The organism is Mesorhizobium sp. B2-3-11, assembly GCF_006442215.1.
Lineage (GTDB): Bacteria > Pseudomonadota > Alphaproteobacteria > Rhizobiales > Rhizobiaceae > Mesorhizobium > Mesorhizobium salmacidum.
On sequence record NZ_VFVS01000012.1, the window covers coordinates 1 to 23,252 of the forward strand.

At 64.6% G+C, this 23,252-nt stretch carries 20 protein-coding genes; 5 read left to right on the forward strand and 15 right to left on the reverse strand.

Annotation, left to right across the window (positions count from 1 at the left end; all coding sequences use genetic code 11):
• From FJ960_RS17235 to FJ960_RS17300, 13 genes are all read right to left on the reverse strand, one after another.
• The coding region (locus FJ960_RS17235) for a branched-chain amino acid ABC transporter permease (protein ID WP_181174262.1) at window positions 1-975 on the reverse strand (975 nt) is incomplete at its 3' end.
• 1 nt (window position 976) lies between these two features.
• Window positions 977-1,864: a branched-chain amino acid ABC transporter permease gene (locus tag FJ960_RS17240; protein ID WP_140715519.1), complete on the reverse strand. Its 888-nt coding sequence runs from the start codon at window positions 1,862-1,864 to the stop codon at window positions 977-979.
• A gap of 7 nt (window positions 1,865-1,871) precedes the next feature.
• Complete coding sequence (locus FJ960_RS17245; RefSeq protein ID WP_140715521.1) at window positions 1,872-2,582, reverse strand: ABC transporter ATP-binding protein; 711 nt, start codon at window positions 2,580-2,582, stop codon at window positions 1,872-1,874.
• Window positions 2,575-3,354, reverse strand: a complete 780-nt coding sequence (locus tag FJ960_RS17250; RefSeq protein ID WP_140715523.1) for an ABC transporter ATP-binding protein — start codon at window positions 3,352-3,354, stop codon at window positions 2,575-2,577. The genes FJ960_RS17245 and FJ960_RS17250 overlap by 8 nt, the downstream gene beginning before the upstream one ends.
• An 11-nt stretch (window positions 3,355-3,365) precedes the next feature.
• Window positions 3,366-4,568, reverse strand: coding sequence for an ABC transporter substrate-binding protein (locus FJ960_RS17255; RefSeq protein WP_027142472.1), 1,203 nt, complete (start codon window positions 4,566-4,568; stop codon window positions 3,366-3,368).
• Between the two features lie 232 nt (window positions 4,569-4,800).
• Window positions 4,801-6,561: an ABC transporter ATP-binding protein gene (locus FJ960_RS17260; protein WP_140715525.1), complete on the reverse strand. Its 1,761-nt coding sequence runs from the start codon at window positions 6,559-6,561 to the stop codon at window positions 4,801-4,803.
• A 208-nt stretch (window positions 6,562-6,769) separates the two neighbouring features.
• Window positions 6,770-7,714: an acetamidase/formamidase family protein gene (locus FJ960_RS17270; protein WP_140506899.1), complete on the reverse strand. Its 945-nt coding sequence runs from the start codon at window positions 7,712-7,714 to the stop codon at window positions 6,770-6,772.
• The gene (locus tag FJ960_RS17275; RefSeq protein ID WP_140715527.1) at window positions 7,704-9,347 is read right to left on the reverse strand and encodes an ABC transporter substrate-binding protein; all 1,644 of its coding nucleotides are present in this window, start codon (window positions 9,345-9,347) and stop codon (window positions 7,704-7,706) included. Before FJ960_RS17275 ends, FJ960_RS17270 begins: the two co-directional genes overlap by 11 nt.
• Before the next feature lie 52 nt (window positions 9,348-9,399).
• Window positions 9,400-10,320: an ABC transporter permease gene (locus tag FJ960_RS17280; protein WP_140715529.1), complete on the reverse strand. Its 921-nt coding sequence runs from the start codon at window positions 10,318-10,320 to the stop codon at window positions 9,400-9,402.
• Window positions 10,317-11,222, reverse strand: coding sequence for an ABC transporter permease (locus FJ960_RS17285; protein ID WP_140715531.1), 906 nt, complete (start codon window positions 11,220-11,222; stop codon window positions 10,317-10,319). Before FJ960_RS17285 ends, FJ960_RS17280 begins: the two co-directional genes overlap by 4 nt.
• Entirely contained in the window at window positions 11,200-11,829 is a 630-nt protein-coding gene (locus FJ960_RS17290; RefSeq protein WP_140715533.1) for an ANTAR domain-containing protein, read from the reverse strand. The genes FJ960_RS17285 and FJ960_RS17290 overlap by 23 nt, the downstream gene beginning before the upstream one ends.
• A complete protein-coding gene (locus FJ960_RS17295) occupies window positions 11,826-12,920 on the reverse strand; it encodes a transporter substrate-binding protein (RefSeq protein ID WP_140715535.1) in 1,095 nt (364 codons plus the stop codon). Before FJ960_RS17295 ends, FJ960_RS17290 begins: the two co-directional genes overlap by 4 nt.
• Window positions 12,921-13,116: 196 nt before the next feature.
• Window positions 13,117-13,509, reverse strand: a complete 393-nt coding sequence (locus tag FJ960_RS17300) for a hypothetical protein (RefSeq protein ID WP_246672862.1) — start codon at window positions 13,507-13,509, stop codon at window positions 13,117-13,119.
• A 439-nt stretch (window positions 13,510-13,948) separates the two neighbouring features.
• Here FJ960_RS17300 and FJ960_RS17305 point away from each other — a divergent pair, with 439 nt between their 5' ends.
• From FJ960_RS17305 to FJ960_RS17315, 3 genes are all read left to right on the forward strand, one after another.
• A complete protein-coding gene (locus tag FJ960_RS17305; RefSeq protein WP_140715539.1) occupies window positions 13,949-14,803 on the forward strand; it encodes a MetQ/NlpA family lipoprotein in 855 nt (284 codons plus the stop codon).
• A gap of 83 nt (window positions 14,804-14,886) precedes the next feature.
• Complete coding sequence (locus tag FJ960_RS17310; protein ID WP_140715541.1) at window positions 14,887-15,969, forward strand: methionine ABC transporter ATP-binding protein; 1,083 nt, start codon at window positions 14,887-14,889, stop codon at window positions 15,967-15,969.
• Window positions 15,950-16,606 carry a methionine ABC transporter permease gene (locus tag FJ960_RS17315; RefSeq protein ID WP_140715543.1) on the forward strand — a complete coding sequence of 219 codons (657 nt, stop codon included), beginning with the start codon at window positions 15,950-15,952 and terminating at the stop codon, window positions 16,604-16,606. The genes FJ960_RS17310 and FJ960_RS17315 overlap by 20 nt, the downstream gene beginning before the upstream one ends.
• Before the next feature lie 478 nt (window positions 16,607-17,084).
• Here FJ960_RS17315 and FJ960_RS17320 read toward each other — a convergent pair whose 3' ends face one another.
• On the reverse strand, window positions 17,085-18,818 hold the full coding sequence (locus FJ960_RS17320) for a hydantoinase B/oxoprolinase family protein (protein ID WP_140715545.1): 1,734 nt from the start codon (window positions 18,816-18,818) through the stop codon (window positions 17,085-17,087).
• A gap of 1 nt (window position 18,819) precedes the next feature.
• Complete coding sequence (locus tag FJ960_RS17325) at window positions 18,820-20,904, reverse strand: hydantoinase/oxoprolinase family protein (protein WP_140715547.1); 2,085 nt, start codon at window positions 20,902-20,904, stop codon at window positions 18,820-18,822.
• A 219-nt stretch (window positions 20,905-21,123) separates the two neighbouring features.
• Here FJ960_RS17325 and FJ960_RS17330 point away from each other — a divergent pair, with 219 nt between their 5' ends.
• A complete protein-coding gene (locus tag FJ960_RS17330; RefSeq protein ID WP_140715549.1) occupies window positions 21,124-21,951 on the forward strand; it encodes a ferredoxin--NADP reductase in 828 nt (275 codons plus the stop codon).
• Between the two features lie 202 nt (window positions 21,952-22,153).
• Complete coding sequence (deoC, locus tag FJ960_RS17335; protein ID WP_140715551.1) at window positions 22,154-23,200, forward strand: deoxyribose-phosphate aldolase; 1,047 nt, start codon at window positions 22,154-22,156, stop codon at window positions 23,198-23,200.
• Window positions 23,201-23,252 lie beyond the last annotated feature (52 nt).

Consider the following 23,252-nt stretch of genomic DNA (forward strand, 5'->3'; position numbering starts at 1 on the left):
CCCCAGCACCCGCGCGTAAACCTCCCCGACAATCCCGCGCCGAAACACCAGCACGCAAACCATGAAGATGAGCCCGGTGGCGATGGTGACCGGGAAACCTGACGTGGCCAGCGTGTTTTCCAGGCCGACGACGAGGCTGGCGCCGATGATCGGGCCGACCATGGTGCCGATGCCGCCGAGCAGCGTCATCAGGATCACCTCGCCCGACATCTGCCAAGTGACGTCGGTGAGCGTGGCGAACTGGAAGACGATCGCCTTGAGCGAGCCTGCGAGCCCGGCCAGCGCCGCCGACATGACGAAGGCGCCGAGCTTGTAGCTGGCTACGGAATAGCCGAGCGAAATGGCGCGGTTCTCGTTTTCGCGGATCGAGCGCAGGATCATGCCAAAGGGCGAGTTGACGATGCGCCAGATGGCGAAGACGCCGAGCAGGACCACGACAAGCACGAAATAATAGATGTTCATCGGGGCGTTGAGGTCGAGGACGCCGAACAGGACGCCGCGCGGCACGCCCTGGATGCCGTCCTCGCCTTGCGTGAACGGCGCCTGCACGCAGAAGAAAAAGAACATCTGCGACAGCGCCAGCGTGATCATGGCGAAATAGATCCCTTGCCGGCGAATGGCGAAGAAGCCCATGACGAGGCCGAGCAGTGCGGCGCCCGCCATGCCGAGCAGGATGCCGGCTTCCGGCGGCCAGCCCCAGACCTTGACCGCGTGCGCGGTGAAATAGGCGGCGCCGCCGAAGAAGGTGGCGTGGCCGAAGGACAGGAGGCCGGTATAGCCGAGCAGGAGGTTGAAGGCGCAGGCAAACAGCGCGAAACACAGCATCTTCATCAGGAAGATCGGGTAGACGAAGAACGGGGCCGCCAGTAGCGCCGCTATGCCGAGCCCGACCAGCACCCATTCGAGCCTTGGCGAGGGTTTGGCCGATGCCTCGCGCAGCGAAAGCCCGGCCATATCGGATGTTTCTTCCGCCATGTCAGGCGTCCTTTCCGAACAGGCCGGCCGGCCGGACCAAAAGCACGATCGCCATGATGACGAAGACCACCAGGTTGGAGGCCTCGGGGTAAAAAACCTTGGTCAGGCCTTCGGCGAGGCCAAGCATGTAGCCGGTGACGATGGCGCCGAGGATCGATCCCATGCCGCCGACCACGACGACCGCGAAGACGACGATGATGAGATCCGATCCCATCAGCGGGCTGACCTGATAGATGGGCGCGCCCAGGATGCCGGCGAGGCCGGCGAGCGCTGAGCCAAGGCCGTAGGTGAGGGTCAAAAGCAACGGCACGTTGACGCCGAAGGCCTGGACGAGACGGGGATTCTCGGTTGCCGCGCGCAGATAGGAACCGAGCCTGGTCTTCTCGATCAGCGCCCAGGTTCCGAAGCAGACGACCAGCGAGGCGACCACCACCCAGCCGCGATAAATGGGCAGGAACATGAAGCCGAGATTGGTGCCGCCCGCCAGCAGCGGCGGCACGGCGTAGGGGTTTCCCGACACGCCGTAATAGTAGCGGAAGATGCCTTCGAGCACGAGCGCGAGGCCGAAGGTGAAGAGCAGGCCGTAGAGCGGATCGGTGTCGTAGAGCCGTGACAGCGCCAGGCGTTCGACCACGACGCCGAACAGCCCGACGATCAGCGGCGCCAGGATCAGCGCCGGCCAATAGCCGATGCCGAGATGGGTGAACAGGAGATAGCCGATGAAGGCGCCCAGCATATATTGCGCGCCATGGGCGAAATTGATGACGCGCAGCAGGCCGAAAATCACGGCCAGGCCGAGGCTCAGCATGGCGTAGAAGGAGCCGTTGATCAGCCCGACCAGCAACTGGCCGAGCAATGCCTGGACGGGGATGCCGAAGATCATCGTCATGGCGCCATCATACACCCAGAATTTCGTGGAGCAGCGTCATGCGGTCCGCCAGTTCGCTGGTCGGAAACCCGGCCACGACCTTGCCGTGCTCCATCAGGTAGAAACGGTCGGCGACACGGCTGGCGAAGCGGAAATTCTGCTCGACCAGCAGGATGGTCATGCCGCGCTGCTTCAACGTCGCCAGCAGCTCGCCGATGCGCTGGACGATGACAGGCGCGAGGCCCTCGGTCGGTTCGTCCAGGAGCAACATCTTGACTCCGGTCCGCAGCATGCGCGCTATCGCCAGCATCTGCTGTTCGCCGCCGGACAGCCGCGTGCCCGGGCTGTTGCGCCGCTCCTTCAGATTGGGGAAGAGATCGAAGATTTCCTCGACGCTCATGCCGCCCGGGGCAACGACAGGCGGCAGCACCAGGTTCTCATCGACAGTGAGTGTCGAGAAGATGCCGCGTTCCTCCGGCACGAAGCCGATGCCCTGGTGCGCGGTGCGGTGCAGCGGCAGCCGCATCAGGTCGGCGCCGTCGAAAACGACCTTCCCGGTTCGCCGGCGGATCAATCCCATGATGGCGCGCAGCGTCGTCGTCTTGCCGACGCCGTTGCGGCCGAGCAAGGTGACCGTTTCGCCGGCAAACACTTCGAGGTCGACGCCGTGCAGCGCATGGCCCTCGCCATACCAGGCGTTGAGACCGCGGACCGCGAGCAGGGGCGAAGCACTAGTCATCGGCAGTGCCCATATAGGCCACCTTGACGCGCTCGTCGCGGCTGACGGTGGCGTAGTCGCCGGCCGCGAGCACCTCGCCGCGCTGCATCACCGTTATCCAGTCGCAGAGATCGGCCACCACGGTCAGATTGTGCTCGACCATCATAACCGCGCGGTCGCTCGCCACCGACCGGATGAGGGCGGACACCGTGGCCACGTCCTCATGACCCATGCCGGCCATCGGCTCGTCCAGCAGCAGCACTTTCGGGTCCAGCGCCAGCGTCGTGGCGATCTCGAGCACGCGCTTCCTGCCGTAGGAAAGATCGCCGGCCAGCCTGTTCGTGGCATCGTCGAGGCCGACGGAACGCAGCAGTTCCATGGCGCGCGGCGTCAGCCGGTCGAGCGCCGCCAGCGAGCGCCAGAACTGGACGGCAAGCCCGGCCGGCCGCTGCAGCGCGACGCGCACATTGTCGAGCACGCTGAGGTGCGGAAAGATCGCCGATATCTGGAACGAGCGCACCAGCCCCATCCGCGCCACCCTGGCCGGCGAGGTGCGGGTGATGTCGTGCCCGAGCAGCTCGATCCTGCCGCTGGTCGGCGCCAGGAATTTGGTCAGCAGGTTGAAAACGGTCGTCTTGCCGGCGCCGTTGGGTCCGATCAAGGCATGGATGTTGCCATGGAGGACATCGAGGTCGACATTTTTGACGGCGACGAAGCCGGCAAAGTCACGTCGCAGGCCGCGGGCGGAAAGCACGACCCGCGGCTCTTCCGCGTTCAGGTCAGGCGGCACCATGGCCGCGCCGGTCACTGGGCGGCCGTCGGACAGCCGCTGTCCTTCTCGCTGAGGAAGGCCTCCTTGCCGGGAATGGTGGCGAGGTATTTGTAATAGTCCCAATCCTTGGTGCTCTCGCTGGGCGCCTTGACCTGGTAGAGATACATGTCGTGGACCATGTTGCCGTCGGCCTGGACCTTGCCGCCGGTGATGACGGCGTCGTCCACCGGCAGCGAATGGAGCTGCTTGGCGACCGCTTCGGTCTCGTCGGTGCCGGCCTTGTCGATCGCCTTCAAATACTGCGTCACCGCTGAATAGGTCGCGGCCTGGATCATGTTCGGCATGCGGTTGGTGCGCTTGAAGAAGCGCTGCCCGAATTCGCGGCTCTTGTCGTCGCGGTCCCAGTAATAGCCCTCGGTCAGCACGACGCCTTGCGCCGCCTGCAGGCCGAGCCCATGCACTTCGGCCAGCGTGAACAGGAGCGCGGCCAAGCGCTGGCCGCCCTGCACGATGCCGAACTCGGCTGCCTGCTTGATGGAATTGGAGGTGTCGAGGCCGGCATTGGCGAGCCCGATGACCTTGGCGCCCGACGATTGCGCCTGCAGCAGGAAGGACGAATAGTCGGTCGCGCCGAGGGGATAACGCACCTCGCCCAGCACCTTGCCGCCATGGCTCTCGACGAATTTGGCGGTCTGCTCCTTCAGCGAGTAGCCGAAGGCATAGTCGACGGTGACGAAGAACCAGCTGTCGCCGCCCTGCTGCACGAGGGAGCCGCCGGTGCCCACCGCCTGCGAATGGGTGTCGTAGGCCCAGTGGAAGCCGTAGGGCGAGCACTGCTTGCCGGTGAGGTCCGTGGTCGCCGCACCGGTGACGATGTCGATCTTCTTCTTTTCCTTGGAAATCCCCTGCACGGCGAGCGCGACCGAAGATGTCGTCAGCTCCATGATGGCATCGACCTGTTCGGTGTCATACCACTGCCGTGCGATGTTGGAGGCGATATCGGGCTTGTTCTGGTGGTCGGCGCTGATGATCTCGACCGGTGCTCCCTGCACCTTGCCGCCGAAATCCTCGACCGCCATCTTGGCTGCCTCGACCGACCATTTGCCGCCGAAATCGGCATAGACGCCGGATTGGTCGTTGAGGATGCCGATCTTGACCTTGCCATCGGAAATCTCGGCGGCCGAGGCGGTGGTGGCCGCAAGGAGCGCGGCGGAAACGACATAGCATAGCTTCATGAGTCTACTTCCTCCCAGTGTGGATGAATCCGGCCGCCCCCTACGGTCGTCATCCGCAAGCACCAAGGAACATTAGGAAAATCAGGCGGAAGGGCAAGGGGCGGCCGCGGATTTCATGACGGCAAGGCCGACCCGATAGCGTGACGCCAGCGGGAAAGCTCAGGACGGGACACGAACATGTGAAGCTCGATCGGAGCACGCCGAGCTTGTTTGAACCACATCCCGGGCAGCTTCAGCCCTCGGTAGCGACGAGATGGCCGTTGCCGACATCGCTCAGCGCCAGTTTCAGCGGTGCCTCGCCGATCCGGCGGGTGGCGCTGGGGATCTCCTGATCGAGGCGGGCAAAACGGCTTCTGCGCTGCGTGGGATCGGGCACCGGCACGGCTTCGATCAGGCGCTTCGTGTAGGGGTGGCGCGGGTTCGAAAAAACCTGGTCGCGCGTGCCCATCTCGACGATCTGGCCGAGATACATGACGGCGACACGGTCGGAGATGTTCTCGACCACGGCCATGTCGTGCGAAATGAAGAGATAGGCGACGCCGAATTCGCGCTGCAATTCCTTCAACAGGTCAAGCACGCGCGCCTGCACCGAGACATCGAGGGCCGAGACGCTTTCATCGGCGATGATCAGTTTTGGCCTGAGCGCCAATGCCCGGGCGATGCAGACGCGCTGACGCTGGCCGCCGGAGAATTCGTGCGGATAGAGCTCCATCTGGTCTGATGACAGGCCGACGCGGTCGAACAGGGCCGCTACCCGCTCGCGACGCTCTTCCTTCGAGGCGATGCCGTGGATGACCAGCGGTTCGGCGACGAGGTCGCCGACGCGCATGCGCGGGTCGAGCGAGGCGAAAGGATCCTGGAAGATCATCTGCACGTCGCGACGCACCGCCTTGCGCTCGTCGCGGCCGAGACCGGACAAATTGCGGCCGCCGACAACGATGTCGCCGCTATACGGCACCAGCCCGGCCAGCGCCTTGGCGGTGGTCGACTTGCCGCAACCGGATTCGCCGACCAGCGCCAGCGTCTCGTTGGGCGCGATCGAGAAGCTGACGCCCTCGACGGCGTGGACGCGGCGGGTGACCCGGCCGAGAATGCCGCCGCGCAGGTCGAAGCGGACATGGAGGTCGTTCACCTCTGCGACATTGGCCGGCATTGCGGCTTCGGCGATCTCCTTCAATTGCTGGCGGCCGGCGCCACTGCCGATGCGCGGCACGGCGGCCAACAGCTCGCGCGTGTAGTCGGCTTGCGGGCGGGCGAAAATGTCCGATGTCTTGCCTTCCTCGACCATGCGCCCATGCCGCATGATGATGACGCGGTCGGCCATTTCGGCGACCACGCCCATGTCGTGGGTGATCAGGATGACGCTGGTGCCATGCTTATGCTGCAGGTCGCGCAGCAGTTCCAGCACCTCGCCCTGTACGGTAACGTCGAGCGCCGTGGTCGGCTCGTCGGCGATCAGCACGTCCGGTTCCAGCGCCAGCGCCATGGCGATCATCACGCGCTGGCGCATGCCGCCCGACAGTTCATGCGGAAATTGTCTTAGCCGGCTTTCGGCTTCCGAAATGCGCACCGCCTTCAGCGCCTCGACGGCACGCTGGCGGGCCTGGCTGGGCGACAGGCTGGTATGCGCCTCGATGGATTCGGTGAGCTGGCGGCCGATCGACAGCACCGGGTTGAGCGAGGTCATCGGTTCCTGGAAGATCATGGCGATGCGGTCGCCGCGAATGCGCCGCATCCGGCGTTCGTCGAGGGCGGTCAGCTCGGTCTCGCCCAAATGGACCGTGCCGGCGGAGATGCGCGCCGCGGGCTGCGGCAGGAGCTGCATGATGGCCAGCGCGGTCATCGATTTGCCCGAGCCGGACTCGCCGGCGATGCACAGCGTCTCGCCGCGGGAGAGCGTCAGGGAGAGGTTGGAGACGACCTCGCGGGAGCCCTCCTCGCCGCGCACGGAGACGGAGAGGTTGGTTATGGTGAGGATGCGGTCTGGGGTCATTGCGAGGACAGGATTCTGAGAAGTTTGTTGCGGCACGCCCCCCTCTGTCCTGCCGGACATCTCCCCCTCAAGGGGGGAGATTGGCAGCTTCGCCGACTCGCCTTCTTGATGACGATGATGGTTGGCGAAGACCGAGGTGACATCCGATCTCCCCCCTTGAGGGGGAGATGCCCGGCAGGGCAGAGGGGGGTGCGGCGCTGACCCAACCTCATTCAAACACGCAACGGGGAAAATAGAACGACACCACCCAGTTCGGAATGTCGACAATCTCGCTGATGCGGAGATCGCCGCAGACCGAGGCCAGCATGTAGGCTTCGACCGGGTCGATCTGGTAGTGGCCGGCGAGCAGGTCGACCATCTGGGTAACCGCTTCCTTCGCGCCACTCATCAGGTCCGGACCGATCCCCGTCGTCACCTCATAACCCTTGGCATCGAGATGCCTGGTCACCGGCCCCGGCGTGGTGAAGCGCGGCGTCTTCAGCCGCGCATCTTTCACCAAATCGAGTTTCAGCACGACATCCATCGGGCTTTCGATCGCCGTGCCGCAGACCTCGCCGTCGCCTTGCGCGGCATGGGTGTCGCCGACCGAGAACAGCGCGCCCGCCACCTCCACCGGCAGATAGAGCGTGGTGCCGGCGGCGAGATCGCGAATGTCGAGATTGCCGCCGACGCGGCGCGGCGGCACCACCGAGTGGTGGCCCATCTCGGCCAACGCATTGCCGATCGTGCCGGCGAATGGTTTCAGCGGCACGCGCGCATTTTTGCCGAACAGCGCCGGTTCGAGCGAGACGGCGTCGTATTTCCAGATGTTCAGCGCCGGCTCCTTGAAGTCGTCGGCGAGCAGGCCAAAACCCGGAATGTTCGCCGTCCAGCCGAAGCCGGACGGTTTGAACATGTCGATCGTCACCTTCAGCGCGTCGCCCGGCTCGGCACCCTCGACGAAGATCGGCCCGGTGACCGGATTGATCTGGCCAAAGTCGAGCTTGGCAATGTCGGCGGCGGTGCTATCCGGCTTCAGCTGGCCACCGCCGGCATCCAGGCACCGGAACTCGATGGTCGAGCCGGGCGCCACACGCTCAGCCGGGACAAACGAATTGTCCCAGCCGAAATGGTGATGGCGCCCATGGATGGTGTAGTCGCAGTTATTGCACATCTTTTACGTACACATTGTCGTAGTTGATCGGGATATGGACCGGGTCGACATAGAGATTGTCGGCGCCGCCCATGCGGGCCGATTTCATGGTGAAGCGCTGCTCGTTGAAGACCGGCGCCCAGGGCGCGTCCTCCATCACCTTGTCGTAGATGGCGCTCCACATCTTGTCGCGCTCGGGGGCCTTGGCCGGGTCGACCACCGAGTCGGCCTCGGCCGCCTTGGCATCGAGATCCTTGTTGCAATACCACGACCAGTTCCAGCCGCCGGGAACCGCGCCGGCGCAACCGAGGATCGGGCCGTAGAAGTTGGACGGATCGGGGAAGTCGGCGATCCAGGCCATGCCGCCCGACCAGATCATAGGCGCGCCGGCCTTGTCGCCGCCGGCGGCAATGACGTTGGCCTGCGCCAGCGACTGGATGCTGGCCTTGATGCCGATCGCCGCCAGGTCCTGCTGGATCGCCTGGGCGATGCGCGGGTTGGGGTCGGTGTTCATGGCGAACAATTGCGTCTCGAAGCCATCGGGATGGCCGGCCTCGGCCAGCAGCGCCTTGGCCTTGGCGACGTCATAGGGATAGCCTTTGTACTCCTTGTCGTAGCCCGGCATCGACGGCGGCAGCGGCTGGTTGGCCGGCACGGCGCGACCGTTGATGATCTGGATGATGCGCGCCTTGTTGAGTGCCATGTTGACGGCCTGGCGCACCTTCACATTGTCGAACGGTGCCATGGTGGTGTTCATGGTGACGTAGCCGGTGTGCAGCTGGCCGCCTTCGACGACGCGCGCCTTCTGCTCGGGATCGGTCATAACCTCCTGGAATTTTGCCGGCGGAATGCCGTCGCCGGGCACGTCGATCTCGCCCTTCTGCAGGCGCAGCAGCGCCACGATCGGCTCCTGGCCGATCTCGAAGGTGATCTTGTCGAGATGCGGCAGGCCCTTGTGCCAGTAGTCCGGGTTGCGCTCGAAGACGATGCGCTGGCCGAGCGTCCACTCGGCCAGCTTGAAGGCGCCGGTGCCGACAGGGTGCTTGCCGAAATCGGCGCCGTATTTCTCGACCTCCTCCTTCGGCACGACATGCGAGAAGTTGATGGCCATGACGTGCAGGAAGGTGGCGTCCGGGCGGGTCAGTTCGAACTTCACCGTGTAGGGATCGACGACGGTGACGCCGGACAACGTCCCGGCCTTGCCGGCGGCGACATCCTCATAGCCCTTGATCGAGCCGAAGAAGCCGGCGCCGGGGCTCTGCGTCTTCGGATTGGTGACGCGGTCGAGCGAATATTTGACGTCGTCGGCGGTCATCTCGCGGCCGTTGTGGAACTTCACGCCATGGCGCAGCTTGAAGGTGAAGGTCTTGCCGTCGGGCGAAATCTCGTAGCCCTCGGCGAGGTCGGGCTTGAGGTTGGTGGTGCCGGGCTCGTAGTCCATCAGCCCGTCGAACAGGCTCTTGATCATCGACCAGTTCTGCCAGTCATAGCCGATCGCCGGATCGAGGGTCGCGACGTCGTCCTTGTAGGTGATGGTGATGGCGCCGCCCTGCTTGGCGTTGGGATCGATCGTGTCCTCGGCCCGGGCGCTCGTCATGCCAAGCATCAGCGCCAGCGCCGATGCGGCCACGGTCGATGCGAGAAACTTTTTCATTGTTATGTTCCCTTTCTCTGTTTGTGTTCTTGGTTTCATCCGAGCCTGATGCTCATCTCAGTTTGATACGGGGATCGATGAAGGGCGCGATGATGTCGGCCAGGAGGTTGCCGAGCACGATGGCGAAGGCCGAGACCAGGGTGACGCCCATGATGATCGGGATGTCGACGCGCTGGATGGCTTGCCACGCCAGCTGACCGATGCCGGGCCAACCGAACACGCTTTCGACGACGACGATGCCGCCCATGAAAATGCCGATGTCGATGCCGATCATGGCGATGACCGGCAGGATGGCGTTGGGCAGAGCATGGCGGAAGATGATGGCGCCGCGCGCGATGCCTTTCGCACGCGCGGTGCGCACATAGTCCTGGCGCAGCACGTCGATCATCGACGAGCGCATCATGCGCGCGTACCAGCCGGCGCCGAGAATGCCCATGGTCAGCGAGGGCAGCACGAGGTGGCGCCACGTGCCGTAGCCGCCGATCGGGAACCAGCTGAGCCGCACGGCAAAGACATAGAGCAGCAGCAGACCGACGACGAATTGCGGCGCCGAGACGCCGACGAAAGAGGCGACCATCAAGGTCTGGTCGGTCGCGGTGCCGCGCTTGACGGCGGCGACCAGGCCCATGGATAGGCCGATCAGCAATTCGCACAAAATGGCGCCGAGCATCAGAAGCAGGCTCGCCGGCAGCCGCGAGACGATGAGCTCGGCCACCTCGGAGCGCTGGATATAGGAGCGGCCGAGATCGCCGCTGACGAGCTTGGTCAGATAGTGCCAGTACTGGACGATGAAGGGCTGGTCGAGGCCGAGCTGCTGGCGGATGTTCTCGACCGTCTGCGGCGTGGCGCTGCGGCCGGCGATCTGGCGCACCGGATCGGCGGGCAGGAGATAGAGCAGCGCGAAAGTGATCAGCGAGACGCCGAGCAGGATCAGCAGCGACTGGATCAGGCGGCGGCCGAGATAGGCGATCATGCCCGGCCCCTCTGTGTCGGGTCGAGGATGTCGCGCAGCGCATCGCCGATCAGGTTGAAGGCCAGCGCCAGCGCCAGGATCGCGGCGCCGGGGAAGAACACCAGCCAGGGTGCGGCCTGAAAGTAGGTCTGGTTCTCGAAGATGATGTTGCCCCAGGACGCCGTCGGCGGCTGCACGCCGATGCCGAGGAAGGAGAGCGTGGCTTCGAGCAGCACGGTGGTCGAGATGCCGAGCGTGCCCCAGACGATGATGGTCGGCAGGAGATGCGGCAGGATGTGGCGAAACAGGATGCGCGGCGCGCTCGCCCCGATGGTACGCTCGGCATCGATGAACTCTCGTTCGGCGAGCGAAGACGTTTCGGTGTAGATGACGCGGGCGGTCTGCACCCAGTTGACCAGGGCGATGACCATCGCAACGATCCACAGGCTGGGCTGGAATACCGCCGCCAGGCAGATGGCGAGCAGAAGCGCGGGAAAGGCCATCATCAAATCGGTGAAGCGCATCAGCGCGCTGCCCATCCAGCCGCGGAAATAGCCCGCGGTGACGCCGACAAGCGTACCGATGAACAGCGCCACGCCATTGGCGACGATGCCGATGATCAGCGAGGTGCGCGCGCCATAGAGGATGCGGGTCAACAGGTCGCGCCCGAGCAGGTCGGTGCCCAGCCAGAATTTTGCGCTCGGCGGCAAAGGCGAGCCCTCTATGGTCAGGCCGTCGAACATCTGTTCGTTGGGATCATAGCCGGTCAGCCACGGCGCCAGGATCGCGCCCGCGACGACGACGGCGACGATGATCAGGCCGAGCAGCGCCAGGCGGCGCTTGACCAGCCGGCGCCAGATGCCGGCGCGCGGCTTGGCCGGCATGCGCCCGGCCGTGAGATCAGGCGCGATGGGACTGGTCATCGCCGCTCTCTTTCCCGGTCTTGGCCTCTCCCGTTACTTCCTCGGTCATCGCCACGATACGGCGCGCGGCGTCCTCGACGCTGATCTGCCAGCTCATTGCCAGCGAGCGCAGCTGCGCATAGGCGCGGTCGTCGTCGCCGCCTTTCGACAAGGCCGAGACAGCCCGCACGATGGTCTGGCGTTCGGCGACTCGCTGGCGCAATGCGAAAATTTCGCCGGCTAAATGTTTTCTCGCCTCGAACCCCTGGCGTGCGATGAGCAGCGCGCTGTAGACGCCGGCATTGCCGACCGGCTTCAGGAGCTGGGCGTCGGCCTTGTGCGACAGCGCCCATTCTATGCGCCCCGGCGCCTCGGAGCCGATCAACGCCACCAGCGGCATCGGCGCCTCGCCCGGCTTCCAGGGGAATTGCTCGTCGAAGCCGAGATCGGCGTCGAAGAAGACGAAGTCCGCCGCCAGCGCTTCCGGCGCCAGTTCCGGCCAGCAATCGACGGTGACAAGCCCGATGGCCGACAATTGCCTGGTGATCGCCTGCACCGTCGGGTGCGGGCGATGCAGGACGAAGGCCCTGGCGCCGCCAAGGTTGGGGATGCGCGGGGTCCGGGTCACGACACCACCCGCAGGCGCGGCCGCCCGAATGTTTTTGCGGGGTCGTAGCGCGACAGATAGGGGTCCGGCGCGACCTCGTCCTCGCGGCTGACGACTTCGAAGAACCCGTCCGCGATCCGGCCGATGATGACAGGCAGCGTGGCGTGCTGGGAATGCGCGTCGATGGCGATCGGGCCGAGCCGGGTGGAGAAGCGCCGCTCGGCGAAGGTTTTTGAAAATTCCGCCGGACCGGCGTCGGGATTACGCGACAGCACATCGGCCATCACTTGCACCGAGGCATAGGCGGAGGCTTCGAATGAGGACGCGAAGGCGGCCGGCCTTGGCGCGAAATAAGGCCCGACCGACAGATGGCCCCTGCCCGTTTCCCCGATCGCCGGCAGTTCACCCTCGGTGAGGTTGCAGGAGATCACCGGGCAAGACTCAGGACTGAAAGCCGCATCCTCGCCCGCCAGATCACGATAGGCCGCCAGGAAGGCATAGGACGAGGTGCCGATCAGATTGTTGAGGATGAAATTGGGGCGCGTCGCCCGGATCTCGGCGATCAGCCGCGACACGTCGGTCTCGCCGATGCGCAGATAGCGCTCGCCCAAAACCTTGCCGCCGGCGTCGGCGATCAGGTCGCGCGCGACGCGGTTCATCTCCCAGCCCCAGATATAGTTCGAGCCGAGCAGAAAACCGTTGGCACCGAAGCGCGGCACGACATGGGCCAGCAGCGGCACCAGATGCTGGTTGGGGCAGGCATGCATGTAGACGACATGCTCGTTGGCCTCGAAACCCTCATAGGGGCAGGCATACCAGAGCATGCCGCCGGCCTTTTCCAGCACCGGAATCGTCTCCTTGCGGCTCCATGAGGTGACGCAGCCGACGACGTGGCGCGCGCTGCTGGTCCTGAAAATGTCCTCGCATAGCGTCGCGTAGCGATCGGCATTGCTTTGCGGGTCGCGCTCAACCGGCATCAACTCGATGCCGGAGCTCCTGTCGGCATTGATGTCGGCGATGGCGCGCATGGCGCCGATGCGGCACGCATCGGAAACGAGCTGATAGCTCCCGGAGCGGGAATAGAGGATGCCGATCTCGATGCGCCGTTTCAAACAGAACCCCAGAAATGACAATGCCCCGCAGCCAGCGCCGGGAAAGGCGAGGCATACGAGGCATGTTTGCCGCCCGGCGATCAGAGCCGGTATTTGCCTTAGCGTATTCGGTCCGGCGGCTCAGTCAAGCCCTCAACGCCATCGCGTCAAACACCGAGTGTCCGGCCATCGCTGGTTCCCGCGAAATCCGCTGTCGCTATTTGGCCGCCGGCCTGTGTTGGCGGGCATAGGCCACGCAAGCATCCACGGTGCTGACACAAAGCGCGTCGCGCTTGTTCGGCAGGTTGTTGTCGCCGGCGTAGGCAACTTCGGCGACGCGGCCGTCGACCATGCGGACCTGCGTGTCGCAGTAACCGCCGGGAGCGACATTGACGGAACCGCCGACCGTCGGGATCGCCCCCACGGCTAAAGCAGGAACGACGACGCTGAGATTGCCGCGCTGGACGACACGCTTATAGGTCCAGATCTGCCCGGACTGGCCGACATCCGCGGTGGCGGTCGGAAACCCCGCGCACATTCGAACGTCGGCTTCGCTGAGACCGACCATCTCCTTGCGAGCCGCCGCCGCGGTGGGATCGACCTTGGTCATGCGCGACGTATCGTCGGGGACGACGCAGGAAGACTGGACGACGAGGATGAGGCCAGAAAGGGCAAGCTTTCGAATACAGGGAAATGTCATACCGATTAGTTGAGATCGCGTGGCGCCCGGCCGCCCTCTCTACCTAGGCAAGCAGACCGCCGGATCAACCCGCACGCCTTCACGAAAGGTGGCTGAGCAAACCGCGGAGCTTTTTGCACTTCCGCTCGCCATGGATGAACCCGCCGGACGAAGGACATCCATCATTTCCGGGCAATGTCCTCGAAGCGCGTCCTGTGCTCCCTTCCCCGGAATTTTTGAGAGAATATTTCCGGCTTCGCCGAGAATGGCGAAACGTGTTCTTTGATAAAATCGATAGAATTTCTGACGATGTGATCAAGGCTGGGCAATCCGCCTTGCTGCCGTGACTTCACAACCGCAGAGATCAATCATGTCCGACTTCAACACCACTTCGTCTTTTTCCCCCAGGTCAACCCTGAACCGCCGCAGCGGCCTGGCTCTGCTGTTCGCCTCGGCTGTCGCGATCGGCAGCCTGATGGCGCCGCATGCGTCGTTCGCCGAGGACAAGAAGGCAATCAAGGTCGGCATCATCAGCGGCGAGGACGAGGATGTCTGGCGCGTCGTGGTCGCCAAAGCCGCCGAGAAGGGCCTGAGCATCGAGACCGTGGTGTTCAACGACTACACCCAGCCCAACGAGGCGCTGGAGCGCGGCGAGATCGACGCCAACGCCTTCCAGCACCAGCCTTATCTTGATAACCAGATCAAGACGCAGGGCTACCATATCGTACGCGTCGGCTATACCGGCGTGTGGCCAATCGGCCTCTACTCAAAGAAGTACAAAAAGGTCGCGGACCTGCCGGAGGGCGCGGTGATCGGCCTGCCGAACGACCCGTCCAACGAAGGCCGGGCGCTGCGCGTGCTGCAGAATGAGGGCGTGATCAAGTTGAAGGACGGCACCGGCATTCTCGCGACCACCGCCGACATCGCCGAAAATCCCAAGAAGGTCGAGATCAAGGAACTCGACGCCGGCATCGTCGGCCGTTCGGTCGAGGACCTCGACGCCGCCGTGGTCAACACCGACTGGGCGCTGAAAAGCGGCCTGACGCCGGAAAACCGCATCGCCCAGGAGCCTATCGCAGACAATCCCTACCGTAACTTCATCGCGGTGAAGGCCGGCAACGAAAACGAGGCCTGGGTGAAGACGCTGGTGGCGTCCTACCAGAACGACGCGGTCAAGGCCGAGTTCGACAAGGTCTACAAAGGCACAGGCCTCAGCGCCTATTAAGACCATCCGGGCACTGATGTGCCTTGACCGGGACAGCGGTCCGCGCAATGCGCGGGCCGCGATCGTATTTTCAGGATCCGCCTATGAACCAGCATTTCACCGCAACCACAGAGCCCGGGGATCAGGCCGCTACACAGGACGTGGTGCGGCTTGTCGACCTGAAGCGCCGTTTCGGCGCGACGGCGGCGCTCGACGGCATTTCCTTGACGGTGCGCAAGGGGGAGATCCTCGGCATTATCGGCCGCAGCGGCGCCGGCAAATCGACGCTGATCCGCTGCCTGAACGGGCTGGAGCGTCCCGATTCCGGCGAGGTCTTCATCGAGGGCCGCGAGATCAGCCGGCTTGGCGAGCGCGACCTGCAGCCGCTGCGGCGGCGCATCGGCATGATCTTCCAGCATTTCAACCTGCTAACGGCCAAGACGGTCGAGGACAATGTGGCGCTGCCGCTCAAGATCGAGGGCCGGCCGAAGGCGGTGCGGCTGAAGCGAGCGGCAGAACTGCTCGATCTCGTCGGCCTCTCGGAGAAGGCGAAAGCCTATCCGGCGTCGCTGTCCGGTGGCCAGAAGCAGCGTGTCGGCATTGCCAGGGCGCTTGCCGCGCGGCCAGCGCTACTTCTGTCGGACGAGGCGACCTCGGCGCTCGACCCGGAGACGACCCGCTCCATCCTTGCCTTGCTGAAAGATATCAACCGGCGGCTCGGCCTGACCATCCTGCTGATCACCCATGAGATGGAGGTGATCCGCTCGATCGCCGACCGCGTGGCGGTGATCGACGCCGGGCGCATTGTCGAGGAAGGGCCAGTCTGGTCGGTGTTCGCCGATCCACGTTCCGAGATCACCCGCAGCCTGCTCGGCGCCATCCGCCCGCAGCTTCCGCCGGAGCTGGCGGCGCGGCTGCTGCCGGCGGGCGGCACCGAAACGATCTTGCGCGTCGACGTGGCAGGCGAGGCCGCGCGGGCCCCGCTGCTGTCCGACCTCGCCGCCGCCGTGCCCGGTGCTTTTCGCCTCATCCATGGCGGCATCGACCATATCCAGCAACAGCCGGTCGGAACGCTGTTCCTCTCCATCCCCGGCAATCACGCAAGCCACCTCGCAGAAGTGATCACATTCCTGAAGTCCCGCCAGGCGCGGGTGGAGGTACTTGGCCATGTCGCCGATCCTGTTTGAGCTTCTGTTGCGATCGATCTGGGAGACGGTGCTGATGACGGCCGCCTCCGGCCTGATTTCCCTGGTCTGCGGCCTGCCGCTCGGGCTGGCGCTGATTGCCACCGAACGCGGCGGCATTGCCGAAAGCCCGTGGGTGAACCGCGTGCTCGGCGCCGTCATCAACGGCTTCCGCTCGGTGCCCTTCATAATCCTTCTGGTGGCGCTGATCCCGGTGACACGGCTGATCGTCGGCACGTCGATCGGCACATGGGCGGCGATCGTGCCGCTGTCGATCGCCGCCACGCCCTACTATGCGCGCATCGCCGAAGTGTCGCTGCGCGAGGTCGACCACGGCCTGATCGAGGCGGCGCGCGCCATGGGCGGCAACCGCTGGACGATCATCCGCGAGGTGCTGGTGCCGGAAGCGCTGCCTGGCATCGTCGCCGGCTTCACGGTGACGCTGGTCACACTCATAGGCGCCTCGGCGATGGCGGGCGCCATCGGCGCCGGCGGGCTGGGCGACCTCGCCATCCGCTACGGCTATCAGCGGTTCGAGACGTCGGTGATGATCGCCGTGGTGATCGTGCTGATCATCCTGGTCTGCGGCATCCAGTGGGTGGGTGACCGGCTGGTGGCGAGACTGGATCGGCGGGGGTGATGAGCCGGCTGAACGTTGACCGGAGCCTCCCCAATTTTCGTCATACCAGGGCGGAGCAGCCGCGAAGCGGCGTCGCGGAGACCCTGGTATCCACGCCGGGACCTCGACCGAAAGTGCAGCGGATCAGGTTCTGCGCCGTCGCAACGCTCTGAGGTCGCGGCATGTATCTCGGGTCTGCGCCGCGTCGCTACGCTCCTTGCTCCGCCCGCGGATGACGAAGACGTTTCGGCTAATCGCCAAGGCAATCCATCGACGCAACCGGGCTAGCCTCCCAATCTTATCCCTTCCGGGTCGAAGAATGGCATCGGCGCGACGACCGCGCGTACTGGCTTGCCGTCTATGTCGATGCTGAGTCCGGTTCCGACCGAGGTGAACGGCAACCGCAAATGCGCTGTCTTTCCGATCGTCGTCGGAGACGGAAACGACATGTGCTGCGGCGATCCCGGCGCGGTGAGAAACGGCACAAGGATCGACAGTTTTAGCCGGCGCGTTGCTTTTCCGTTGCTTCGCGATCGACGGCTCCTGCCGACAGCACGACGCCGAATTTTTCCCAGGCTTGCCGTGGAGTATAGTACCCCAGGGCCACATCGCGCAGCACCTGATCGGCATCGCGCTCACGCGGATCGCCATAGCCGCCACCGCCCGGCGTGCCGACGCGCACGCGGTCCCCGGCCTTGAGCGGAATGTCCTGCTCCTTGGAGAGGTGCGGCGGTATGTGCTGTTCGCCATTGCGGAAGACGATCACCCTGTTGGGCTCGCCATCCCCGCCGCCAAGGGCGCCCTGCGGGCCGAAGCGGCCATGGTCCATGACGAAGGAGGCACGCGCCTCGCCGCGCAGGATCTCGACCTCGTAGGCGAGGCCAAAACCGCCGCGATGCTTGCCGGCGCCGCCCGAGCCTTCGCGCAAGGCATAGTGCCGGTAGAGCACCGGAAAGGCCTGCTCCATGATCTCGACCGGCGGCGACTTGGAGATGCCGATGGTCGAGCAGCCATTGGTGAGGCCGTCATGGCCTGAATTGCCGCCGTAGCCGCCGCCGGAAATCTGGTACATGACGTAGTCGCGGCCGCGCGCGGGATCGTTGCCGCCGAGCGCGAAATTGCCGCTGGAGCCGGCTGGAGCCGCCGTCACCTTGTCCGGCAACGCCTGCACCATGGCCGCGAACACCGCCTCGGCGATGCGCTGCGACACCTCGGCCGCACAGCCCGATACGGGGCGCGGATACTTCGCGTCGAGGAAGGTGCCTTCCGGCCGCTTGACGATCAGGGGCTCGAAAGCGCCGGCGCTGATCGGCACATCGGGGAAGATGTGGCGCATGGCGAGATAGACCGAGGACAGGGTCGTCGCCAGCACGCTGTTCATCGGCCCCGCACAGGGCTTTGACGACCCTGAAAAGTCGAAAGTCAGCGTGTCGCCCTTCTTGTCGACGGCGAGCGCGATGGTCAGCGGTTCGTTGACCACCCCGTCGGAATCGACAAAGGCCTTGGAGCGGTAGGTGCCGTCGGGAATGGCCGCTATGTTGGTGCGCATCTGTTCGGCGGCACGGCGGCGCAGTTCGGCGATCGCTTCGACAACCGTTTCATCCCTGTAACGATCCAGGATTCCATTGAGCCTGTCCTGGCCGATCAGCAGCGCGGCGGCCTGGGCCCGGATGTCGCCGATGCGCTGGTCGGCAACCCGGATGTTGGAGCAGATGATGGCGTAGATTTCGGGATCGAGCACGCCCTTCTTGAACAGCTTTACCGGCGGCAGCCGCAGGCCCTCCTGCTCGACCGCGGTGGCCGAGGCCGAAAAGCCGCCCGGCACCGAACCGCCAATGTCGGGCCAATGGCCTGTGTTCGACAACCAGCAGAAGATCTTTTCACCCCGATAGACCGGCATGACGAAGCGCACATCCATCAGATGCGTGCCGCCGAGATAGGGGTCGTTGACGATATAGATGTCGCCCGGCTCAGGCGGCAGGCAGCGGCCATCGGCGATCATCTCGATCACCGTCCTGGTCGAATATTGCATGACGCCGACAAACACCGGCAGGCCCTGGCTGCCTTGTGCGATCAGCGAGCCATCGACGGCCGAATAGATGCCGTCCGAGCGGTCATTGGCCTCGGCGATCACCGGCGAGAAAGCGGCGCGGGAAAAGGTCAGGTCCATCTCGTCGCAGACCTGCTGCAACGCGGCCTGGAGAACCGAAAGGGTAATGGCATCGAGCTTCATTTCAGGCCTCGCCAATGTCGATGATGATGTTGCCGTCGGCGTCCGATCGCGCGCGGTCGCCGGGTTCGAGCACGGTCGTCGCGTCCATCTGTTCGAGGATCGCCGGGCCTTCGATGACCGCGTCGAGCGGCAGCTTTTCCCTGATATACACCGGCGTGTCATGCCAGCGCCCGCCATACCAGACCGGCCTGATCTCGCGCCGCGCCTCGTCGAGCGTCTTTGCCCGCCCGGCCGGATCGATCAGGCGTGACAAGTCGATCGCCGGACGCACGCCGGTTACCGAGGTGTTGAGGTTGACGAGATTGGCGCGGATTTCCGGCAGCTCCACCTTGAAGCGGGCGAAATAGGCTTTTTCGAACAGGGACTGCAATTCGTGCCGGGTAACCGACGAGGACGGCAACGGCACGTTGATGATGTGGGTCTGGCCGACGAATTGCATGTCGGCGGAGTGGGTGACGCGGATCGTTTCCGGCCTCACCGCTTCCTTGGCAATCAGCGCCTCGCCTTCGTTACGGTGCCGTTCCAATACTCGGTGGAGCTGGCTTTCATCAAGCACGGCCACGGGTTGGTTGATGGTGTTGACGAAGTCATGGCGCAGATCGGCGACGACGCAGCCGAGCGCATTGGTGATGCCGGGACGCGCTGGCACCAGCACTTTGGGCAGGCCGAGTTCGCGCGCGAGCGCCGTCGCATGCAGCGGCCCGGCGCCGCCGAAGGCGAACAGCGCGAAATCGCGGGGATCATGGCCGCGCGATACCGAGACCATGCGGATGGCGCCGGCCATCTTCATGTTGCCGAGCCTGAGCACCGCGCCCGCCGCCTCGACACCCGACAGGCCCGTCGCCTTGCCGATCCTGTCCTCGAAGATGCCCGTGACGCGCTCTGATGTGACCGGATTGTCGACGGCGAGCAGCTTCTTCGGCGCCAGCCTGCCGAGCACCAGATTGGCGTCGGTGATCGTCGGCTCGGTCCCGCCGCGCCCGTAGCAGATCGGGCCGGGATTGGCGCCCGCACTTTCCGGACCGACCTGGATTAGGCCGGCCGCGTCGACGCGGGCGATCGAGCCGCCGCCGGCGCCGACCGTGTGCACCGCCACCATCGGCACATGGATCGGCATGGCATATTCGATCTCGATCTCGTTCGAGACAGCCGGTTCGGCGTTGCGGATCAGCGCCACGTCGGTCGAGGTGCCGCCCATGTCGTAGGTGACGAGATTTTCAAAGCCGGCGCGCTTGCCCGTATAGGCGGCGGCGATGACGCCGGAGGCGGGGCCCGACATGACCGTCTTGGCCGATTCACGTGTGACGAAGCGCGCCGAGATCATGCCGCCATTGCCATTCATGATGAGAAAATCGCGGGCATAGCCCTTGTCGGCCAATTCCGTGCGCAGACGCTCGACATAGCGCTCCAGGATCGGCTGCACCGAGGCGTTGACCGAGGCGGTGACGCCGCGCTCGAATTCGCGCGCTTCGGACAACAGCGCGTGGCCCGTGGTGATGTAGCCGTTCGGCCAGAATTCGGCGGCGATTTCGGCGGCGCGGCGCTCATGCGACGGGTTGGCGTAGGAATGCAGAAAATGGATGACGAGGGATTCGCAGCCGGCCGCGATCAGCGCCTTTACCGCCTCGCGCATCTCGGCCTCATCAAGCGGCGTGCGGACGGCGCCTGATGCCTCGACGCGTTCGGACACCTCCAGGCGCAGATTGCGCGGGATGACCGGAACGAACGTGCCCGTCATGCCGTAGGGTTGCGGCCGCGTGCGCCGCCCAAGCTCGATCACGTCGCGAAAACCGCGCGTGGTGATCATGCCGGTTTTGGCCAGCCGGCGCTCCAGCACCGCATTGGTGGTGGTGGTCGTGCCATGCACGATGAGGTCGATGCCGTCGATCGGAAAGCCGGTGGCGCCGAGCGCCGAAACCACGCCAAAGGCCTGGTTGTCGACCGTGGTCGGGGTCTTGGCCAGATACACCTTGCCACCGTCCTTGCCGTCGATCAGGAGCAGGTCGGTGAAGGTTCCGCCGACATCGATGCCGGCGACGACGCTGCCCAGGGAATCCGGCGGCTGCACCGAAAAATTCTCTTTCATTGTCGAAACCCGAAATGCTGGGACTACGGATATGCCACAGTTTGGAAAGGTGTTTTACGGCGGCATCTTGACGCAAATATCGTTTGTATACTAATAAATTCCGGACACAAGAGCTTACCGCTTCGGTAGCGTGCATGGCACGCCGGAACCTGAATGGTTCGGGCGCGCACGGGAAAGTTTGGCGCCCGCGTCTGTAACTGGGCGAGAAGGTTGGAATTGATGAACACCACGCCCGCGTTCAATACCGCTGAAGCCCGCCCGCTGCAGTTTCCGATTCCGGCCAATGTCTATGCCGAGACGGTCGTCTCGGTGAAGCACTACACCGACCGGCTGTTCTCGTTCCGCATCACGCGCCCGCAGTCGCTGCGCTTCCGCTCGGGCGAGTTCGTGATGATCGGCCTGCCCAATGCCGAGAAGCCGGTATATCGCGCCTACTCCGTCGCCAGCCCGGCCTGGGACGAAGAGCTGGAATTCTTCTCGATCAAGGTGCCGGACGGCCCGCTGACCTCGGAACTGCAGAAGATCCAGGTCGGTGACACGGTCATCATGCGCCAGAAGTCGACCGGCACGCTGGTTGTCGACGCGCTGACCCCGGCCAAGCGCCTGTTCATGATCTCGACCGGCACCGGCATCGCGCCCTTTGCCAGCCTGCTGCGCGACCCCGACACCTACGAGAAATTCGATCAGCTGATCCTGACCCACACCTGCCGCGACAATGCCGAGCTGATCTACGGCCAGGAGTTGGTGGCGGCACTGGAAAGCGACCCGCTGATCGGCGAGCTGACCGCCGGCCGCGTCACGCTGTACAATTCAACGACCCGCGAGGAATCGGCATGCATGGGCCGCATCACCGCGCTGATCGGCTCCGGCAAATTCTACAGTGATCTCGGCATCAAGAAGCTCGATCCCGAGACCGACCGCATCATGATCTGCGGCTCGATGCACATGTTGAAGGACGTCAAGGAGCTGGCCGAAAGCCTCGGTTTCCAGGAAGGTTCGCTCAGCCACCCCGCGAGCTTCGTCGTCGAGCGGGCCTTCGTCGGCTGAGACCAGCGCGTCTCCCGGAAACCTGATTTTGACCTTCCGGTCAAAAATCAGCTGCTTTCGCGGCCTTTTTCAGCTATCCCTCGCCTGAGGACTCGTGAAGCGCGGCTTCGCGGGTTATCGTCGTGCGTGTCGCCCAAAAGTGTCTAGGTTTTGGGAGAAGATGCGCACCAAGAGCGCACGCCGCTGAACGAAAGGGCAGGAGATGAGCAGCACAATCCGCGAAGCCGATCTTGGCACCAAGGTGACGCCGCTGCCGGCACGCGCAGCCGCCAATACGCCGGTGCCGCTGGACCATCACATCGCGCGCAATCCGGGCCTGAAACTCGACCTCGGTTTTCTGGAATCGGTGCGTAGCGTCAACCGCTCGGCGCTGGAGCGCCGCGTCGCCAGCCTGACCAAGCGGCGCTCGATCAAGGCCGACAACCAGGCCGCCTGGCTGCTGCGGGCGATCGCCTGCATGGACCTGACGACGCTCAACTCCAACGACACCGAGGAGCGCGTGCGCCGGCTCTGCGCCAAGGCGATCAACCCGCTGCGCCGCGACATCATGGAAGGCCTCGGCATTGCGGGCGAATCCATCCGGCCGGCCGCCGTCTGCGTCTACCATCCCTTCGTCGCCACGGCGGTCGACGCCGTGCGCGGCACCGGCATCCACGTCGCCGCCGTCTCCACCGCGTTCCCGCATGGTCTGGCGCCGCTGTCGACCCGGCTGCAGGAGATCGAGGCCTCGGTGAAGGACGGAGCCGACGAGATCGATGTCGTCATTCCGCGCGGCCTGGTGTTCGGCGCCAAGTGGCGCGAGCTTTACAACGAAATCGTTTCGATGCGCGCCGCCTGCGGTGACGCGCATCTGAAGGTCATTTTGGGAACCGGCGATCTCGCCACGCTGCGCAACGTCATGCTTGCCTCGATGGTGGCGATGATGGGGGGCGCCGATTTCATCAAGACCTCGACCGGCAAGGAAAGTGTCAACGCCACATTGCCCGTCGGGCTTGCCATGGTGCGCGCCATCAGGGCCTATTTCGAGGAGACCGGCTATCTCATCGGCTTCAAGCCGGCCGGCGGCATTTCCACCGCGAAAGTGTCGCTCGACTGGCTGGTGCTGATGAAGGAGGAGCTCGGCCGGCCGTGGCTGGAACCGGAGCTGTTCCGCTTCGGCGCCTCGAGCCTGCTGACCGACATCGAGCGCCAGCTCGAGCATCATCTGACCGGGCATTATTCGGCCAATCATCGCCACGCGATGGCCTGAGGCAAGCGAGGCTTTGAACGTGGAGCCATACGCAACGCCTGCCCTGACAATT

Coding starts and splice junctions, on each gene's coding strand:
- FJ960_RS17240 (WP_140715519.1), bottom strand. CDS start 1,864: ATGACGATGATCTTCGGCATCCCCGTCCAGGCATTGCTCGGCCAGTTG.
- FJ960_RS17245 (WP_140715521.1), bottom strand. CDS start 2,582: ATGACTAGTGCTTCGCCCCTGCTCGCGGTCCGCGGTCTCAACGCCTGG.
- FJ960_RS17250 (WP_140715523.1), bottom strand. CDS start 3,354: ATGGTGCCGCCTGACCTGAACGCGGAAGAGCCGCGGGTCGTGCTTTCC.
- FJ960_RS17255 (WP_027142472.1), bottom strand. CDS start 4,568: ATGAAGCTATGCTATGTCGTTTCCGCCGCGCTCCTTGCGGCCACCACC.
- FJ960_RS17260 (WP_140715525.1), bottom strand. CDS start 6,561: ATGACCCCAGACCGCATCCTCACCATAACCAACCTCTCCGTCTCCGTG.
- FJ960_RS17270 (WP_140506899.1), bottom strand. CDS start 7,714: ATGTGCAATAACTGCGACTACACCATCCATGGGCGCCATCACCATTTC.
- FJ960_RS17275 (WP_140715527.1), bottom strand. CDS start 9,347: ATGAAAAAGTTTCTCGCATCGACCGTGGCCGCATCGGCGCTGGCGCTG.
- FJ960_RS17280 (WP_140715529.1), bottom strand. CDS start 10,320: ATGATCGCCTATCTCGGCCGCCGCCTGATCCAGTCGCTGCTGATCCTG.
- FJ960_RS17285 (WP_140715531.1), bottom strand. CDS start 11,222: ATGACCAGTCCCATCGCGCCTGATCTCACGGCCGGGCGCATGCCGGCC.
- FJ960_RS17300 (WP_246672862.1), bottom strand. CDS start 13,509: ATGACCAAGGTCGATCCCACCGCGGCGGCGGCTCGCAAGGAGATGGTC.
- FJ960_RS17305 (WP_140715539.1), top strand. CDS start 13,949: ATGTCCGACTTCAACACCACTTCGTCTTTTTCCCCCAGGTCAACCCTG.
- FJ960_RS17310 (WP_140715541.1), top strand. CDS start 14,887: ATGAACCAGCATTTCACCGCAACCACAGAGCCCGGGGATCAGGCCGCT.
- FJ960_RS17315 (WP_140715543.1), top strand. CDS start 15,950: ATGTCGCCGATCCTGTTTGAGCTTCTGTTGCGATCGATCTGGGAGACG.
- FJ960_RS17320 (WP_140715545.1), bottom strand. CDS start 18,818: ATGAAGCTCGATGCCATTACCCTTTCGGTTCTCCAGGCCGCGTTGCAG.
- FJ960_RS17325 (WP_140715547.1), bottom strand. CDS start 20,904: ATGAAAGAGAATTTTTCGGTGCAGCCGCCGGATTCCCTGGGCAGCGTC.
- FJ960_RS17330 (WP_140715549.1), top strand. CDS start 21,124: ATGAACACCACGCCCGCGTTCAATACCGCTGAAGCCCGCCCGCTGCAG.
- deoC (WP_140715551.1), top strand. CDS start 22,154: ATGAGCAGCACAATCCGCGAAGCCGATCTTGGCACCAAGGTGACGCCG.